The 17669-nt window shown below is 47.7% G+C and carries 17 protein-coding genes and 1 other RNA gene; 12 read left to right on the top strand and 6 right to left on the bottom strand.

Features of this window, described 5'->3' with window-relative positions; genetic code table 11:
• Positions 1–40: 40 nt before the first annotated feature.
• The 4 genes from ACHA99_RS19300 (at position 41) to ACHA99_RS19285 (ending at position 5793) form a co-directional block, all read left to right on the top strand.
• Entirely contained in the window at positions 41–1672 is a 1632-nt protein-coding gene (locus ACHA99_RS19300; protein ID WP_219250430.1) for an iron ABC transporter permease, read from the top strand.
• A complete protein-coding gene (locus tag ACHA99_RS19295) occupies positions 1672–2751 on the top strand; it encodes an ABC transporter ATP-binding protein (RefSeq protein WP_105250215.1) in 1080 nt (359 codons plus the stop codon). The genes ACHA99_RS19300 and ACHA99_RS19295 overlap by 1 nt, the downstream gene beginning before the upstream one ends.
• A gap of 145 nt (positions 2752–2896) precedes the next feature.
• The gene (gene ggt, locus ACHA99_RS19290; RefSeq protein ID WP_393944454.1) at positions 2897–4609 is read left to right on the top strand and encodes a gamma-glutamyltransferase; all 1713 of its coding nucleotides are present in this window, start codon (positions 2897–2899) and stop codon (positions 4607–4609) included.
• A 248-nt stretch (positions 4610–4857) separates the two neighbouring features.
• Entirely contained in the window at positions 4858–5793 is a 936-nt protein-coding gene (locus tag ACHA99_RS19285) for a Dyp-type peroxidase (protein WP_113939098.1), read from the top strand.
• A 72-nt stretch (positions 5794–5865) separates the two neighbouring features.
• Here ACHA99_RS19285 and ACHA99_RS19280 read toward each other — a convergent pair whose 3' ends face one another.
• Entirely contained in the window at positions 5866–6768 is a 903-nt protein-coding gene (locus ACHA99_RS19280; RefSeq protein WP_113939097.1) for a LysR family transcriptional regulator, read from the bottom strand.
• Between the two features lie 106 nt (positions 6769–6874).
• Here ACHA99_RS19280 and ACHA99_RS19275 point away from each other — a divergent pair, with 106 nt between their 5' ends.
• Positions 6875–7507, top strand: a complete 633-nt coding sequence (locus ACHA99_RS19275) for an NAD(P)-dependent oxidoreductase (protein ID WP_393944452.1) — start codon at positions 6875–6877, stop codon at positions 7505–7507.
• A gap of 148 nt (positions 7508–7655) precedes the next feature.
• On the opposite strand, the gene argR is transcribed toward ACHA99_RS19275, so the two are convergent.
• Positions 7656–8126 carry a transcriptional regulator ArgR gene (gene argR / locus ACHA99_RS19270; RefSeq protein WP_006080175.1) on the bottom strand — a complete coding sequence of 157 codons (471 nt, stop codon included), beginning with the start codon at positions 8124–8126 and terminating at the stop codon, positions 7656–7658.
• Positions 8127–8420: 294 nt separating this feature from the next.
• On the opposite strand from argR, the gene mdh reads away from it, so the two are divergent.
• Positions 8421–9356 carry a malate dehydrogenase gene (mdh, locus tag ACHA99_RS19265; protein ID WP_105250210.1) on the top strand — a complete coding sequence of 312 codons (936 nt, stop codon included), beginning with the start codon at positions 8421–8423 and terminating at the stop codon, positions 9354–9356.
• A gap of 103 nt (positions 9357–9459) precedes the next feature.
• Here the strand turns inward: mdh and ACHA99_RS19260 are convergent, their stop codons facing one another.
• Positions 9460–9858, bottom strand: a complete 399-nt coding sequence (locus ACHA99_RS19260) for a thiol-disulfide oxidoreductase DCC family protein (protein ID WP_393944449.1) — start codon at positions 9856–9858, stop codon at positions 9460–9462.
• Between the two features lie 253 nt (positions 9859–10111).
• Between ACHA99_RS19260 and folM the strand changes: the two genes are divergently transcribed.
• Complete coding sequence (gene folM, locus ACHA99_RS19255) at positions 10112–10858, top strand: dihydromonapterin reductase (RefSeq protein WP_393944447.1); 747 nt, start codon at positions 10112–10114, stop codon at positions 10856–10858.
• A gap of 224 nt (positions 10859–11082) precedes the next feature.
• Here the strand turns inward: folM and ACHA99_RS19250 are convergent, their stop codons facing one another.
• The 3 genes from ACHA99_RS19250 to ACHA99_RS19240 all read right to left on the bottom strand — a co-directional run bounded on the left by ACHA99_RS19250 (position 11083) and on the right by ACHA99_RS19240 (position 12391).
• A complete protein-coding gene (locus tag ACHA99_RS19250; RefSeq protein WP_219233864.1) occupies positions 11083–11781 on the bottom strand; it encodes a 5-formyltetrahydrofolate cyclo-ligase in 699 nt (232 codons plus the stop codon).
• Between the two features lie 9 nt (positions 11782–11790).
• Positions 11791–11971, bottom strand: a non-coding RNA gene (gene ssrS / locus ACHA99_RS19245) — 6S RNA.
• 117 nt (positions 11972–12088) lie between these two features.
• Entirely contained in the window at positions 12089–12391 is a 303-nt protein-coding gene (locus ACHA99_RS19240; RefSeq protein WP_219233863.1) for a cell division protein ZapA, read from the bottom strand.
• A 235-nt stretch (positions 12392–12626) separates the two neighbouring features.
• Here ACHA99_RS19240 and ACHA99_RS19235 point away from each other — a divergent pair, with 235 nt between their 5' ends.
• The 5 genes from ACHA99_RS19235 (at position 12627) to gcvH (ending at position 17652) form a co-directional block, all read left to right on the top strand.
• Positions 12627–13202 carry a UPF0149 family protein gene (locus ACHA99_RS19235; RefSeq protein ID WP_105252998.1) on the top strand — a complete coding sequence of 192 codons (576 nt, stop codon included), beginning with the start codon at positions 12627–12629 and terminating at the stop codon, positions 13200–13202.
• Positions 13203–13381: 179 nt separating this feature from the next.
• A complete protein-coding gene (gene ubiH / locus ACHA99_RS19230; protein ID WP_263184462.1) occupies positions 13382–14623 on the top strand; it encodes a 2-octaprenyl-6-methoxyphenyl hydroxylase in 1242 nt (413 codons plus the stop codon).
• 42 nt (positions 14624–14665) lie between these two features.
• Entirely contained in the window at positions 14666–15889 is a 1224-nt protein-coding gene (locus ACHA99_RS19225) for an FAD-dependent monooxygenase (protein ID WP_393944444.1), read from the top strand.
• A gap of 253 nt (positions 15890–16142) precedes the next feature.
• Positions 16143–17237 carry a glycine cleavage system aminomethyltransferase GcvT gene (gcvT, locus tag ACHA99_RS19220; protein ID WP_263163559.1) on the top strand — a complete coding sequence of 365 codons (1095 nt, stop codon included), beginning with the start codon at positions 16143–16145 and terminating at the stop codon, positions 17235–17237.
• Positions 17238–17262: 25 nt separating this feature from the next.
• Positions 17263–17652, top strand: a complete 390-nt coding sequence (gene gcvH, locus ACHA99_RS19215) for a glycine cleavage system protein GcvH (RefSeq protein ID WP_011845766.1) — start codon at positions 17263–17265, stop codon at positions 17650–17652.
• Positions 17653–17669: the final 17 nt, after the last annotated feature.

Genomic DNA, 17669 nt, shown 5'->3' with positions numbered 1-17669 from the left:
CAGCGCCAGTGATTGGCGCTGTGACGTTTTAAGGATTGACATGATTTTAGGATTAGCCAGAAGCTGGTCGCTTGCTGGTTATGCCGTGGCTGCCTTGCTGGTATTGCCACTATTTGCGTTGATATTTCAAGCTTTTCAGCCTGACGAAGCGGTGTTTGGGCACTTGATGGCAACGGTTCTGCCGACATATATCATTAATAGTTTATTGCTGATTTTCTGGGTGAGTCTGGGGGCGTTATTACTCGCGTTACCCTGCGCTTGGTTGATGGCTCGTTGTGACTTTGTCGGCAGGCGATATTTGCAATGGGCGCTATTATTGCCCCTCGCTATGCCTGCGTATATTGTTGCCTACGTCTATACCGATTTACTCGATTATGCGGGGCCAGTGCAGCGCGGTCTTCGTTCGATATTTGGCTGGGACTCACCGCAGGATTATTTCTTCCCCGATATTCGTACCTTAGGCGGCGCGGCGTGTATGTTGTCGCTGGTATTGTTTCCCTATATTTATCTCTTGGCGCGTACCGCTTTTATGGAGCAATCCTTAAGTTTGGCCCATGCTTCGCGCATTATGGGCTGTTCACCGTGGCAAAGTTTTTGGCGTTTATCTTTGCCTATGGCAAGGCCTGCGCTCGCCGTTGGGGTGGCTTTAGTGGCGATGGAGACGGCCGCTGATTTTGCAACGGTTAACTATTTTGCCGTGCCTACCTTAACGACAGCCGTGTACGACACTTGGTTGGGTTATGGCAATTTGACCGCCGCCGCTAAGTTATCGGCGATTATCTTGCTGGTGGTATTTAGCCTGATTGGATTTGAGCGTTTTGCCCGTCGTAAACAGCAGTTATTCCAAAAACAATCACGTATACAAGCCACAGACTTGTATCGACTCTCGATGACTCAAACCTTGGTCGCACTCAGCTTTTGCGGCATGCTATTGCTATTAGCCTTTCTGTTACCTTTCGGGATTTTATTATCCTATGCCATTGGTTACTTTGAACAAAGCTGGGATAAGAGTTTTTGGCAATTGAGTCTTAACAGCCTCAGTCTTGCGCTGATCACCAGTTTACTCTGTTGCTTAATCGCCTTACTGCTTATGTTCGTTCGCCGGATAAGCCCAAGACAGAGTGATGCTTTGCCCTCACGGTTAGCTTCGACGGGCTATGCCTTACCAGGCACTGTGCTGGCTATTGGGGTATTAGTGCCTTTAACTATGTTAGATTTTGCGATTAACGATCTGGCGGATCTTTTCGGTATAGCAGGCCCAGGCCTTATCCTTACAGGCAGTGTGATGGCATTGATTTTTGCTTTTTGTGTACGTTTCGTGGCAATTGCGATTGGCAGTGTTGAAAGCAGTTATAAACGCATCTCGCCATCGCTAGACATGGTGAGCCTGACCATGGGGCAAACTCCTAGGCAACTTTTGCGGCGGGTGCATTTGCCTTTACTTGCCAAGGGATTGTTTGCGGGCGCTTTATTGGTGTTTATCGAAAGCATGAAGGAACTGCCCGCTGCGTTATTGCTGCGGCCTATCGGTTTTGAAAATCTTGCAACTTATGTATTCCAGTTTGCGTCCGATGAAAAACTCGAGCACGGCGCATTAGCTGCTATTGTGATTGTACTGGTGGGTTTAGTGCCGCTTATTTATTTAAACCGTTCATTGGAGCATCACAGCTGATGACAAGTACGCTCAAGCTTAAGCAAATTCATAGCGATTATCAGGGCCAGCAAGTACTTAAAGGTTTGAGTTTAACGCTCGCCCAAGGGGAAATCCTGGCGTTGTTAGGCCCAAGCGGTTGTGGCAAGACGACCTTATTACGTGCGGTTGCTGGATTACAGGCCATAAGCCAAGGTGAAATCCAGATTAATGGCCGCATAGTGAGTGGCGATAGCCAGTTTGTACCTAGCGAGCAGCGCGGCATCGGCATGATTTTTCAAGACTATGCGCTTTTCCCTCATTTGACTGTGGCGGAAAATATCCTCTTTGGGGTGGCTAGATTGTCGGGCGCAGAACGTCAGGCACGTTTGGATGAAATGCTAGCCTTGGTCAAACTTGAAGGGTTGGCACAGCGTTATCCCCATGAATTATCTGGCGGTCAGCAGCAGCGAGTTTCGATTGCGCGGGCACTTGCCTATGAGCCGCAGTTATTGCTGCTCGATGAGCCTTTTTCCAATATTGATGCCCAAGTGCGCTACGAGATGATGGCGGAAATTCGCAGCATCTTAAAACAGCGTAATGTCAGTGCGGTGTTTGTTACTCATAGCAAGGATGAAGCCTTTGTATTTGCAGATACTTTAGCCATCTTTAATCAAGGCATCATAGTGCAGCATGGTAGTGCCGAAGCTTTATATGCCGCCCCAAACAGCCGCTATGTGGCGGACTTTTTAGGTAGCGGTAATTACTTACCTGCAGCAGTGTTTGATGGGCACAGTGTTGTCACTCCCATAGGTCATTTAACGAGCCTCACGCCATTAAATTTGCCGAGCGAGTTCAGCGGAACAGTATTCTTGCGACCACAGCAATTGACGCTCAGCGCCGATGAACAGGGCGTTGGTACTATCACTGAGCGACGTTTCTTAGGCGCCTTTTGTCATTATTGGGTCAAAATTGAAGCCGCTTCCCATGCTTATTATGTGGAGGTGCGTAGCCAAATGATGCAGCTCACTATCGGCCAAAAAGTTGGGGTAACGACTGAGCCGCATTCGCTCGTGTTGTTTGAATCTTCAGCATATTCAAACTGTGGGGACCCAATCTAAGCGATGAGTATTTATTCAATGCTGATATGACATAGCCAACTAAAGTACGACATTTTTGCTTACGTTTAACTTGGGTCTATGCGGTATTGGTTGGTGATATTTTCGACCATCCTTGCTACTTTTATCCTCTGGTTTTGGAGGAATTATGATAAAAACAATAAATTCAATTTGCACCCTCGTTATTGTAGCAACGGCAATATCGTCTTCAGGAGTGATGGCCATGGATAGGATCACAGGTAAAGCCTTCGCAACGCGATCAGAAGTGTATGCAACCCAAGGGATGGCGGCGACCAGTCAGCCTTTAGCCACGCAAGTCGCTATTGATATACTCAAACAGGGCGGCAGTGCGGTCGATGCAGCGATTGCCGCTAACGCTATGTTAGGATTAGTCGAGCCAACGGGCTCGGGTGTCGGCGGGGACTTATTTGCTATCGTTTGGAGCGCAAAAGATAAACGCCTCTATGGTCTAAATGCATCGGGGCGCAGTCCCAAATCCTTAAGTTTAGAAAAGCTTAAATCCCTCGGATTAGACTATTTACCGCCGCTTGGACCTTTGCCGGTTTCTGTACCGGGCACTGTGGACGGTTGGTATGAGCTGCATAATAAGTTTGGTAAATTAGCTATGGCTGATAACCTCGCGCCTGCAATTCATTACGCCCGTGATGGTTTCCCTGTGTCAGAGTTGATTGCCTATTACCTTGATGCTAGTGGTAAAAAACTGGCTAAATTCCCCGGTTTTAAAGAAACCTATATGCCTAATGGTAAGATGCCTGCCGTAGGGGAAATCTTTAAAAACCCAGCGCTTGCTAACACATATGAGAAAATTGCCAAGGGCGGCCGCGATGCTTTCTATAAAGGTGATATCGCCAAAAGTATCGATAAGTACATGAAATCCCAAGGTGGTTATTTAAGTTATGATGACTTAGCGAGCCATACTAGCGACTGGATAGATCCCGTTTCGGTGAACTACCGTGGTTACGATGTGTGGGAACTGCCACCTAATGGTCAAGGCATTGCGGCGCTACAAATCTTAAAAACTATGGAGCCCTTTAATGTGGCTGCCATGGGCTTTAATAGTCCTGAATATGTCCATTTATTTGTCGAAGCAAAGAAACTCGCCTTTGCCGACAGAGCTAAGTTTTATGCCGACATGGCCTTTAATAAAGTGCCTGTTACTGAGCTTATCTCACAGAAATATAACTATGATCGCGCTAAGTTAATTGACCCTACAAAAGCCGCCAAGAGTGTCGATGCGGGTAATCCAGCGTTGCAACATGGCGATACTGTGTACCTGACTACCGCCGACAAAGATGGCAACATGGTGTCACTCATTCAGAGTAATTACCGTGGTATGGGTTCAGGGATGACACCGCCGGATCTCGGCTTTGTGCTGCAAGACCGCGGGCAAATGTTTGATTTAACGGAAGGGCGTTTTAATACCTACGCACCGGGCAAGCGTCCATTCCATACCATTATTCCGGCTTTTGTGACCAAAGACGGTAAACCTTGGCTGAGCTTTGGGGTGATGGGCGGCGCGACTCAACCACAAATGCACGCGCAGATTGTAATGAATCTGATTGATTTTAAAATGAACTTGCAAGAAGCGGGCGATGCCCCCAGAATTTTGCATATGGGGTCAACCGAGCCCACAGGCGAAGTGATGAAGGATGGCGGCTACGTCAGTATGGAATCAGGTTTTCCGGTAGAAACCCGTCGTGAGTTGATTAAGAAAGGCCATGTGCTGCGTGACGGACTTGGGGAGTTTGGTGGCTATCAAGCCATTGGATTTAATGCCGAAACCGGCGTATATCGTGCGGCCTCTGAGAGTCGCAAGGATGGTCACGCCGCAGGCTATTAACACTAAGATAAATGCTAAGGTAAACTCAACACTGAGTGAACCTGACGTCATTGATTCGATTTAACTGATTGGCGAGACTTTAATGGTCTCGTCAATTTTTATGTTTAAGGGTCTGGGGTGGGATAATGCTCCGCTATTGGCATTATCATAAACAGATCAGAGCAAACTGTGCGTTAGTTAATGTCATTTTTAGGTAAAGTTGCGGATAATATTGCCGAAAATGAATTTAGAAAAAGGGTGATAACCAAATGGATATTCAAAATATGCCGCGTGAACAGTTGGGTGTGTGTGCAGAGGGGAACTTACACAGTGTCTATTTGATGTTTAATGCCAATGACAATGTCGAGTCGCAATTACGTCCCTGTCTTGCCAACGTTGCGCAGTATATTTATGAGCTGACAGATCAATATTCCGACAGTGCATTCAATGGTTTTGTTGGTATTGGTGCTAATTATTGGGATAGCCTCTATCCTACTGCTCGCCCAGAACTGCTCAAACCTTTCCCTGCGATGCAAGTGGGCAGTCGTGAAGCGCCTGCAATTGAATATGATTTATTCGTGCATATTCGCAGTGATCGTTACGATATTCTGCATTTAGTGGCTAATGAAATCAGCCAAATGTTTGAAGATTTAGTGGAGTTAGTTGAAGAAGAGCGTGGCTTTAGATTTATGGATAGCCGTGATTTGACTGGTTTTGTCGATGGCACCGAAAACCCTAAGGGGCGCCACCGCCAGGAAGTGGCACTTGTGGGTGATGAGGATCCTGAGTTTAAGGGTGGCAGCTATATTCATGTGCAAAAATATGCCCATAACTTAAGTAAGTGGCATAGGTTACCAGTTAAAAAACAAGAGGATATAATCGGTCGAACTAAGCAAGATAATATCGAGTATGAATCTGAAGATAAGCCACTGACCAGCCATATCAAGCGCGTTAATCTTAAAGATGCCGATGGTAAGTCAATGGAGATCCTGCGTCAGAGTATGCCCTATGGTTCGCTGAAGGAGCAGGGATTAATGTTTATCTCTAACTGCCGCACGCCAGAACATTTTGAAAAGATGCTGCATAGCATGATGTTTGGTGATGGCGAAGGCAATCATGATCACTTGATGCATTTTACTAAGGCGATGACAGGTTCATCTTTCTTTGCCCCCGCACTGGATTTTATGCTGCAGTTCGACGAATAAGCTTTCTATAATCAAGCCGAATTAGTATCAATCGAGACGCACTTAAGCTAACGCCTAAGTGCGTTTTTTATGCTAATGCGCGGGAACCCATTTTTTGATATCGAGCTGCCATTGCAGGGCGGTGAAATCGATAAAGGCGCGCACTAGATTTTGCTGATAACTGCGGGACAAATATACCGCCCACAAGGTTTGGCCTGGTGTCGTAAATTCGGGTAGGACTTCTTTGAGTTGACCACTGGCAAGGTATTGGTTAGCTAAGTCACAGGGTAAACGCACTATGCCATGTCCACGTAGCGCCGCACTGACCAACACTCCCATATCGTTAGCCCTAAGATTCCCTGTAACTTTGACGTGCTCGGCTTGCAGTTCTTTTAGAAAAGGCCAGTTTTGTTGCGCTGAGTGTATGAGGCAGTTGTGGGCCAACAGATCAATGGGTTCGAGGAGTGGCGTTGCGCTATCAAGATAGCTCGGTGCCGCGCAAAGTACTGCATCTATGGTCATCAAACGCCGAGCTATGAGATTCTCATCGGGTTGCTCGGTATAACGTAGCGCCACGTCGACTCTCTCATCTACCAATTGCGCAAAACTGTCCGACATCACCAGTTGAATGTTGACCTTAGGATGAATTTTAATAAAGCGATCGACGACATCAAACAGACTGTGCTGCCCAAGACCAATAGGCGTAGCGATACGAATACTGCCTACCAGTTCACTGTTATGGCTGTGGGCACGGCTCTCCATGGCAGCAACTTCACTTAAGATCCGCTGGCAAAATTGTAGCGCTTCCTCACCCTGCAAAGTCAAGCTGGCGCTGCGCGTGGTGCGGTGTAATAAGCGTAAACTCAACCACTGCTCCACTTCTTGAATATGACGGGAAACCTGCAGGCGGCTGAGGTCTAAATGTTCGGCAGCTTTGGTAAAGCTGCCGCAGTTTGCGACTTCGACGAAACTGCGTATAGCGGCAATTTTATCCACATTAGTATCCTATATTGAAACAATCATGCTCAATTATTGATGTTTATTAGGTGAAAAACTGCAAGTAAACTGGATCCAATGTAAATCATCTGAGTGGGACAATGAAATGAAAATCGCAATTTTAGGTGCAACGGGTTGGATTGGTGGTGCAATTTTAAAAGAAGCACAGAGTCGTGGACATCAAGTGACAGCGTTAGTGCGTGACCCAAGCAAGTTATCCGTGGCTGACGTAGTAGTACATGCCGTGGATTTAGAGCAGCCATTGGTCGCCGATACCTTTGCTGGTGTAGATGTCGTGATTGCCGCCGTTGGTGGCCGCGCCCAACAAAATCATGGTCTAGTGGCGAGTACGGTTCAGCATTTACTGGATGTGCTGCCTAACGCTAACGTGCCACGTTTATTGTGGGTCGGTGGTGCTGGGAGTTTAGAAGTGGCGCCGGGTGTGACGCTGGTATCTAGCCCAGATTTCCCTGCAGCATATAAAGATGAAGCGTTAGCTCAGGGTGAAGCCTTGAAGGTATTCCGTGCGGCGCAAACGACAATCAATTGGACGTTTGTGAGCCCTGCGGCTGAGATATATCCCGGTGAGAGTGAAAGCCCGTACCGTCTTGGTGGCGACAGCTTCTTTACCGATGCCAATGGTCAAAGTCGTATCTCTGTAACCGATTACGCAAAAGCCATGGTAGACGAAGCCGAACAGGGCACTCACGCAAATCAGCGTATCAGCGTGGCTTACTGATATCGCTACAGTTGAGTTAGAGATTGTGAGTTAGATATTGTGCTGTAATCTGTAACGTAATCGGGACAATGGCCAAATAACCAGCGCGGCATCGCACTTCAAAAGGTGCAGGTAAAATAGAACAGGTCAGCTCACTGACCTGTTTTTTTTATTCTGCGTAATTGAATAAAGATTTGATGGTTTCTAAGGTATCGGCGATATCTTGGATGCTCGATGGGCAAATGAAGATAGTGTCATCACCGGCAATCGTACCCAAAATGCCTTCTGGTTTACCGATAGAATCCAACAAGCGGGCAATCAGCTGCGCGGCACCTGGGCTAGTTCGCACGACGATCATCGCTTGGTTGTGATCGACGTCGAGTACCAAATTCTTCAGTGGGCTACCCGCGGTGGGTACGCCTAATTCGGCTGGTAAGCAATACACCATCTCTTGCTTAGCGTTGCGAGTCCGCACTGCGCCGAACTTGCTGAGCATGCGTGACACTTTTGATTGGTTAATATTACCAAAGCCTTCAGCTTGCAAGGCGGTGACGATTTCACTCTGAGAGCCAAAGCGCTCTTCTTTTAAAATCGACTTAAAAATTCTAACAAGGTCATCCTGATTCTTGGTCGTTTGCATAATATTATTATTCGTTATTCAAAAAAACAGGCCCATTTTGAATATTTTTAGAAAAATTGTCAACAAATAACCAGATTGGTTGAATAAAAATTCACTAAGCCCCAGTGGTTAAGCGTTTGTAGGGGGCGTAAAAATCCCAATTTGAGTAATTGTCCTACATTGCTTCTACATTATTCCGGAATTCTTTTGTCCCACGACTAAGGGATAATTGAAATTGTTGTGACATTCCAGTAATGTGACGCCAACGCAAATTAGATCCATGTCACACATATCCGAGAAATAACGGAGATAACTATGAAAGTTGCTGTACTTGGTGCTGCTGGTGGTATCGGCCAGGCTCTTGCCCTACTGTTAAAAACTCAATTGCCTGCGGGTTCACAATTGTCTCTATATGATATCGCACCGGTAACTCCGGGTGTTGCGGTTGACTTGAGCCACATTCCAACTGCTGTTGAAATCAAAGGTTTTGCTGGTGAAGATCCAACGCCTGCCCTAGTGGGTGCTGACGTTGTTCTAATTTCTGCTGGTGTTGCGCGTAAGCCTGGTATGGATCGTTCTGATCTGTTCAATATCAATGCGGGTATCGTTCGCAACCTGATCGAAAAAGTAGCGGCAACTTGCCCTACGGCTTTGGTTGGCATTATCACTAACCCAGTCAACACGACCGTAGCTATCGCTGCTGAAGTGATGAAAAAAGCGGGTGTTTATGATAAAAACCGTCTGTTCGGTATCACGACATTAGACGTGATCCGCTCTGAAACTTTCATCGCCGAATTAAAAGGCCTGAACGTTGCTGACGTTAAAGTGAATGTGATCGGCGGCCACAGCGGCGTGACTATTCTGCCATTACTGTCTCAAGTTGAAGGCGCGACTTTCACTGACGAAGAAGTGGCAAGTCTGACGACTCGCATCCAAAACGCGGGTACCGAAGTGGTTGAAGCTAAAGCCGGTGGCGGAAGCGCGACTCTGTCTATGGGTCAAGCGGCTTGCCGTTTCGGTCTGTCTCTGGTTCGTGGTCTGCAAGGCGAGGCTAACATCGTTGAATGCGCCTATGTTGACGGCGGCAGCGAGCATGCTGAATTCTTCGCACAACCTGTGCTGTTAGGCAAAAACGGTATTGAAAAAGTACTGCCTTACGGTGAAGTGAGTGCATTCGAAGCTAACGCTCGTGATTCTATGTTAGATACGCTGAAAGGCGATATCAAACTAGGCGTTGATTTCGTTAAATAATATTTCGGATAATCTTTTTAGATTATGAGGAATTAAAAACGGAGCCATTGAGCTCCGTTTTTTTATGCCTGGGTTTTATACTTTACTAAGCTAATTCAGTTGATCAGCGGCGCTTAGTGGGAATTTGGCAGTTATCATCGCAGCGGGCTTTGCCCGTCAGTAAATAAGATATGCGATATCTGTGTTTTGCGAATCTGAGATAGCACCAATCGGCCACAGTTTTAATCACGGGCAGGCGTAACAGTTGGATCCAGGCGCGCGTCCCTGTCAGTGCCCACGCTTTACAAGTGACATCTAACCCGAGTAACACTTCGCCCGTTGCGGTTTCGCCATGGAGAATCGTATTGGCGTAGTCTTTATTGATATGGCTGAAGCGCTCACTAAAGTCTGGCGCATTTAAATCCTCAAGCGCAATCAAGTTGTTGGGATCGCGCGCTTTCAGTTGACGCATTTCGGCGCTACATAATGGACAATTCCCATCGTAAAAAATCCGCAGTTCCATCGGTATTACCTCTGATGACTTGATCACAATACTTGAAGTAAGTACTCAAGCTTGGTTTTCTTCTACCCTATACGCAGAAGAAAGGGTTTTAGATCGAAGTGATTGTAGAACGGATCAGCATCTCATTTGGCTTTTTGTTAGGTAAAATTCAAATGAGTGCAGTAACATCTTGGTTATTAATCAGTTTAACTTGATTGCTGATTTTTAAGTGAACAAGGTAAAGCCTGACAAATAACGACTCAAAAGGATAGGTATGACATCTCCCATCATTATCACAGGCGTGGGTAAACGCATAGGTTACGCCTTAGCCAAACATTTTCTCGCCCAAGGTCAGCGTGTGATTGGTACTTATCGCAGCCATTACGCTAGCATTGATGAGCTGAACGTTTTAGGTGCGACTCTGTATCCCTGCGATTTTTATGACGATGCCCAAGTGCGATCCTTAATTAATGAGTTAGCTAAATTGCCGCAAATTCGCGCCATTATTCACAATGCCTCTGACTGGCTGCCTGATCCTGTGCTTACAAAGAATGAGTCTTTAAAGAGTACCACTTTTGCGCCGAGCGAAGTGCTGCAGCGGATGATGCAAGTGCATGTGAGCGTACCCTATCAGTTGAACTTGGCCTTAGAGGCGCAGCTACGTGCGGCTGCTGGCGATGAAATCGGCGGCAGTGATGTGATTCATATTACTGACTATGTGGCAGAGAAGGGCAGTCAGAAGCATATCGCCTATGCCGCCAGTAAAGCCGCGCTGCACAATATGACGCTATCCTTTGCCGCCAAATTTGCGCCCGAGGTCAAAGTGAATTCGATTGCGCCTGCGATGATCCTATTTAATGCAGGAGATGATGTTGCCTATCAGCAAAAAACCTTAGCCAAAGCGCTGTTGCCGAAAGAGGCGGGGAATGAGGAAATTATCGACTTAGTGGAATATCTGCTGAATAGCCGCTACGTCACTGGTCGTTGCCATAATGTCGATGGTGGCCGGCATTTGAGGTAGAGAAGGCTCTAGAACGCCACTGCATGGCTCTAGATTCTAGAAGGAGCTAACGACTGCATGATCTATTTTGTTTCATACCAAATATGACATTTTCACCCTCCAAAGTTGTCAGATGTAGGAGGTAGAACTCTTTAATAAAAAGAGTGCAGGAGCAGTTATGGAGCGACGCTCTGCTTTTTCTAGCAGCGCCGCGCCCTAGCTTCTAGTTTCTCGATCCTTCTTTTTCAAAACGTCAGTACCCGACTTGGGGTGATGATGAACGGTAAAGGCACATCCCAATGTTCGCAAGGTAAACTCGTCACTTGCTGACAGTCGTGGGCGTAACCCATAGGCAAAGGTTTACCCTTAAGCTGCCAGTTCGCCAGCGTCCTATCGTAATAACCGCCGCCCATGCCCATGCGATTGCCCATTAAATCAAAAGCCACTAATGGTGTGATAACAACATCTAATTCTGTCACTGGGATAATGGCGCGCACATCTAATTTAGGTTCTAAGATGCCGAATTGATTCGCCTGCATGGGGGTGTCTGCGGTGTAATGCAGGAATAACAATTGTCCGGCATTGAAGGGATGCAACCTAGGTAGATAGGTGTTTATGCCCAACTGCCACAGCGCAGCGATCAGCGGCGGCGTGGCGAGTTCGCCATCATGGGTGAGATATAATGCCACATGTTGCGCTTTGTTGGTCTGCAATGCATCGAGCATTCGCTGGCAGGCGTTTAAACTTGCTTGGGTTTGTTCTATTTCGGAGAGAGATTTACGGGCGGTGCGAATGGCTTTGCGTAACAGATTGCGGCTTTCTTTTGTATGGAGTGCGATATTTGCCGCATAGCTTGCGACATCTACGGCATCAGCGACTTCTACGGCAAGCTGCGCCGTGTTGCTTTGGGGATTCAAATGAGAAAGTTTGGAAGATGTAGACATAGAATTAAGATGCTCCCCAGAATGCCGCTACCGGTGTAGCCCTTGAACCGTAGGTTCAAGGCGGGTAAATGATTACCTCCTAAGGCTTCTCGGTACAAGCCGAGCATGCACAATGTCAGTAAAGCATTCACCCTGAGATAAAAATTATCGGCACAGGGACATTACCAGTTGGCATGCATCCCAGGGAGCAAAACGGTATTGAATCGCTAAAGCATTGGTTTATGTTGATAATCCAGTTTAGCCATTCACTGTGCGTCAGTTGGTTTAACTCAATGAGTGTTAAATCACTAAGGTGCACAGTTTAAATCTATTTAGTTGAACGCTCAACTAAGGCACATTCGAGGGTCGACTGCAGCAAGCTGATCCTGTCGTCCATCTGTTGCATGTAGTGCTTATTTTTTTGCTTTTCTTGGAACAACTCGTGTCCAATATTCAGCGCCGCCATGATCGCAATTTCTTCACGGCTTAGGCTATTGGTTCGGGTTTTTAACGCACTGAGTTGTTGTTCAACTCCCAACGCTACCGTACGTAAGGCATCCTCTTGACCTTTCGGGCAAGCGATAGAGTAGGTGCGCCCAAGTAGGGTAATTTCAACAGCACTGTTACTCATGTCGCGGGTGATCCTTTCGTTAGCCTCTTAGGGCGGACTATATAGGGCTGATCTTAAAAGTGCAAGGTAAGCCGCAAATGGATTGGTCTTTGACGGTTTTGTTTGCTGTTTGTGTGAGCAGTTGGATAGTTTTTTATCAGGGCGTGGCCGATTTCGCCATTATTGGGATTCAGTATTGGTTCAAGTCTTTATCTCTGCTAGCATTGCTGCTGGAAAAATCTTATTGGGATCTGATATGGCAACCCCTCCTTCGTTACGTATCGACAGCTTAAAACTCGCCTTAGATGCGGCTGAAATCGGCCAGCATCCGGTAGAAGTTCACGGTGCTTTAGTCGGCTTAATTTGCGGTGGTGTAGAGCAAACTGGCGACACTTGGATCAAGCCTTTATTCGACCTGATGAACGATGGTCAACCTTTGCCGGCGCAGTTGCACCAATTAGTGTGTGATTTGTTTAACGATTCAGTGACGCGTTTAGTGGATTTTGAATTTGGTTTCATGCCGCTGTTGCCCGAAGAAGAAGAGCCGCTCAGCCAACGTGTTGAAGCCTTGTCCCTGTGGACCCAGAGTTTTTTGACTGGCATGGCGATTATTCAGCCTAAATTGAATCAAGCCTCGGCAGAAGTACGTGAAGTGATCAAAGACTTGGCGGAAATTGCCCAAGTGGAATTTGATGTTGCCGACGATGAAGAATCCGAAGCCGCTTACACTGAATTACTCGAGTTTGTTCGTATTGCAGCCATCATGTGTTACTCGGAGTTTGGTCCTGAGCTTCCCCATGGCGAGGCTGACGATACTGCGGTGGTGCATTAATTTACCGCAGTTGTTTAATGTTCAATAAGTTAACACAGTAGTGGCTTCATTAGATGTCAAAGGTGGGCAAACCTGCCTTTGAGTCCATAGCACTGGTATTTTTGAGTGCATAGCACTGATGTTTACATCTTTTATGTTTACATGCCTTAGTGTTATGCCAAAGCTTGAATGAGATCCCCATGACGGCCACAAATCACATGGATACTTCAGTTCAACACGTCGACATCGCGATTGTAGGCGGTGCGATGGCGGGGGCGACCCTAGCGTTAGCTCTCGCGCGTCTTTCTCTATCCGCAGCTCGGCCACTTTCTATCGCCTTAATCGAAGCGCACCTTCCCGATAAGCAACACCCCGGGTTCGATGCCCGCTCTATTGCTATCGCCCACGGTTCTATTTTCGAATTATCCCGTTTAGGTTTATGGCAAAAGCTCGCCCATTTGGGCACGGCGATTGAAAATATCCATGTGTCGGATCGCGGCCACTTTGGCATGACAGAACTCAATGCGGCGCAGTTTCATTTAGATGCCCTAGGCCAAGTGGTTGAGCTTGAACGGGTTGGCCAAGTGCTGTTTAACGAGTTGAATAAGAGTAATGTCAAACTCTATTGCCCCGCCAAGCTTGCCCAAGTAGAACCCGCCGTTGAAGGTCACACCTTAGTGCTCGATACGGGCGAGCGAATTCAAGCCAAACTTGTGGTTGCCGCAGATGGTTTGCAATCCAAAGTGCGCAGCAGTTTTAATTTGCCCGTGACTCAAGTGGCCTTCGAACAAACGGCCATTATTGCCAATATTCAAACTGCCGATTTGCCAACCAATAGGCCTCACAAACATTGGGCCTATGAGCGCTTTACCCAAACAGGTCCCTTAGCGTTGTTGCCTATGGCCGATATTCAAGGTCAACCTCGCTTTTCTCTCGTGTGGGCGCTCGATGATGCGCGGGCTAAACAGATGCAAGACGCGCCTAAGGCTGAGTTTTTAGCGGCGCTGCAACAGGCCTTTGGTTATCGTGCAGGCACGTTTATCGATGTCAGCGCGCGCCATGCGTATCCGCTTAATTTGTCCTATATGCCAAGGCCAATTCATCACAGATGTGTGTTTATCGGCAATGCGGCGCAGACACTGCATCCGATTGCGGGGCAAGGGTTTAACTTAGGGTTGAGGGATGTGGTGAGTTTGCTCGAGGTGATCCAAACGGCGCTCGCGCAGGGTGACGATATTGGCTCCGCCGCTGTGACCCATGCGTACCTTAATGCCCGCGAGCACGACAGAAACAGCACTATCCGAAATATCGAATTTTTAGTCCGTGGCTTTTCAAACCAATATTGGCCGATGGCGCTGGGTCGTAACTTAGGATTAAGGCTCTTGTCTTGGTTTCCGCCACTGAAAACCCCCGTTGCTCAAAAGGCAATGGGCTGGAAATAACTCCGCAATTTACTGGTATCGCAACGCGAAAAGGATGTACCCATGTTAAGTTCACAAGCCTATGACATCGCCATTGTGGGTGGCGGCATGGTGGGACTCGCCACCGCGATTGGATTGGCGCAGGCCGATCTGAATGTTGTCGTTATCGATGCGGGCCACACAGAGGCCGTGAGCGGCGAGCCACGTTTACGGGTGAGCGCCATCAATAAGGCGAGCCAGCGCTTGTTAGAAAACTTAGGGGCATGGAGTTATTTAGACACTTCCCGCGCCACGCCTTATCAAAAAATGTCGGTGTGGGATAAAGACGGTTTCGGTAAAATTGCCTTTGATGCCAACAGCATCAGCGAAACCAGTCTCGGCGCGATTATCGAAAACGATGCCATTAGCTTTGCCCTCGCCAAACGCGCCAGTGAGTTTGACAATATCACCCATATTCAAAACCAACGCTTAGAGCGCATTGCTTTTGGTGAGCGCGAAGCTTGGTTGACCCTTGCCAATGGCGTCGATTCTGAAATAGAAAGTGTCAGTGCTGCACTTGTGATAGCCGCCGATGGCGCCAACTCTTGGGTGCGCGAGCAGTGCAAGATCCCGCTGACCTTTTGGGATTACGGCCACCACGCAATCGTCGCAACTATTCGTACCGAAATGCCACACCTTGCCACCGCCCGCCAAGTGTTTTTGCAGGACGGCCCGCTAGCATTTTTACCTCTGTATGAAGACAATCTCTGCTCTATCGTCTGGTCGGTGCCGCCCGAGCGCGCCACTGAATTATTGGCAATGGATAAAGTGCAATTCGAGCGCAACTTAACCGCTGCTTTCGACGGTCGTTTAGGGATTTGCAAGCTGGAAAGCGAGCGCCAAGCCTTTCCATTACGGATGCGCTACGCCCGCCATTTTGCCCGCCACCGTTTAGTGTTAGCAGGTGATGCAGCCCATACTATTCATCCGCTGGCTGGCCAAGGGGTGAATCTCGGCTTTTTAGATGCGGCCAGCATTATCGAAGTGATCAGCGAATTACAGCAAGCGGGTAAAGATATCGGCGATTATGCGCAGCTGCGTGCACTTGAACGTTGGCGCAAAGCCGATGCAATGGAGATGATCGCGGCGATGGAGGGCTTTAAACGCCTATTCGAAGGTTCAAACCCAGTCAAAAAGGCGATTCGCGATCTGGGATTAAATCTGGTTGATAATGTCGCTGGGCTGAAAACAGTGTTCATACAACAGGCCATGGGTAATAAGTTGGCACTGCCTAAGTTGTGCCGTTAGCCTAGGTTGCGCTAATGTGATCAGAATTGCTGACAATATCAGCAATTTGACTGCAAGCTGCGCAAATCTGGCCTTCGCATGTAAAAAAATTACATGTTGAAGATGAGAAAATCTAATGGCAATGGCTTCGGATTAGAAAAATCTCCTGTATACAAATTTGTGACGCAAGGTATAATTTCGCCGCATTTTAGACCCTAGTATCTACACCCTACACTAGGCAGAGACCTGAAAAAGGCCGCAAAAAGGGATAACAATGGCTAACAAAACTATTCTGTTTAACAAGCACTTAGAATCAAACGCTAAGATGGTCGACTTCCACGGTTGGGATATGCCCCTCAACTATGGTTCACAAATCGAAGAACACAACGCTGTGCGTCAAGACGCGGGTATGTTCGACGTATCCCACATGACTGTGGTTGATGTGATAGGTAGCGACGCTGGTGCATTTCTACGTAAGTTGCTGGCGAACGATGTGGCTAGACTTAAAGTGCCAGGTAAAGCCTTATACAGCGGCATGTTAGATGACAATGCCGGTATCATCGACGACCTCATCACTTATTACCTCACTGACACAAACTACCGCGTGGTAGTGAACTCAGCGACCCGCGAAAAAGATCTCGCTTGGATCGCCAAGCAATCCCAAGGTTTTGATGTCACTGTGACTGAGCGTCCTGAGCTGGCGATGATCGCCGTTCAAGGTCCAAACGCAAAAGCGAAAGCCGCTGCCGTGTTCAGTGCCGAGCAAAACGCCGCCATCGAAGGCATGAAACCTTTCTTCGGTAAGCAAGCTGGCTCACTGTTTATTGCGACTACGGGTTACACAGGCGAAGCGGGCTACGAAATTATCGTCCCAGAAGATGAAGCCCAAGCCTTGTGGCAAGCATTGTTAGATCAAGGGGTTAAACCTTGTGGTCTCGGTGCCCGTGACACGCTGCGTCTCGAAGCCGGTATGAACCTTTACGGCTTAGACATGGACGAAACCATCAACCCATTAGCCGCCAACATGGGCTGGACTATTGCATGGGAACCAAACGACCGTGACTTCATCGGCCGTAAAGCCCTCGAAACACTTCGCGATGCCGGAACCAGCAAACTTGTTGGTCTAGTGATGGAAGAAAAAGGCGTGTTACGCCATGATATGCCAGTATTTTTCACTGACGCAGCCGGTGTAGAGCAACAAGGCGTGATCACCAGCGGGACTTTCTCGCCAACATTGGGCTATTCTATTGCGATGGCACGTGTTCCTAGCTCGATTGGGGATACTGCGGAAGTCGAAATGCGTAAAAAACGTGTGGCTGTTAGAGTAGTGGCGCCAAACTTTGTGCGCAACGGTAAACAAGCATTTTAAAAAAACGGAACAAGGAACAAGAACAATGAGCAATATTCCGACAGAACTGAAATACGCCTCTTCACACGAATGGATCCGCAAGGAAGAAGACGGTAGCTACACAGTAGGTATCACTGAGCACGCCCAAGAGCTGTTAGGTGACATGGTTTTCGTTGAACTCCCAGAAGTTGGCGACACTGTGACTGCGGGTGAAGACTGTGCTGTAGCTGAATCAGTAAAAGCGGCGTCTGACATTTATGCCCCCATTTCTGGCGAAGTGATTGCCGTGAACGAAGCGCTGGAAGATTCGCCAGAACTCGTTAACAGCAGTGCTTACGGCGAAGGCTGGTTCTTCCGCGTAATGCCTTCTGACGAATCAGAAGTCGACGCTCTGCTGGATGCTGAAGGCTACCAAGCTGTTATCGACGAAGAATAATCGTCGACGCTAACGAA

It is taken from the genome of Shewanella sp. S23-S33 (assembly GCF_043359565.1).
GTDB lineage: Bacteria > Pseudomonadota > Gammaproteobacteria > Enterobacterales > Shewanellaceae > Shewanella > Shewanella oncorhynchi.
This window is presented reverse-complemented; position numbering and strand designations above follow the sequence as displayed.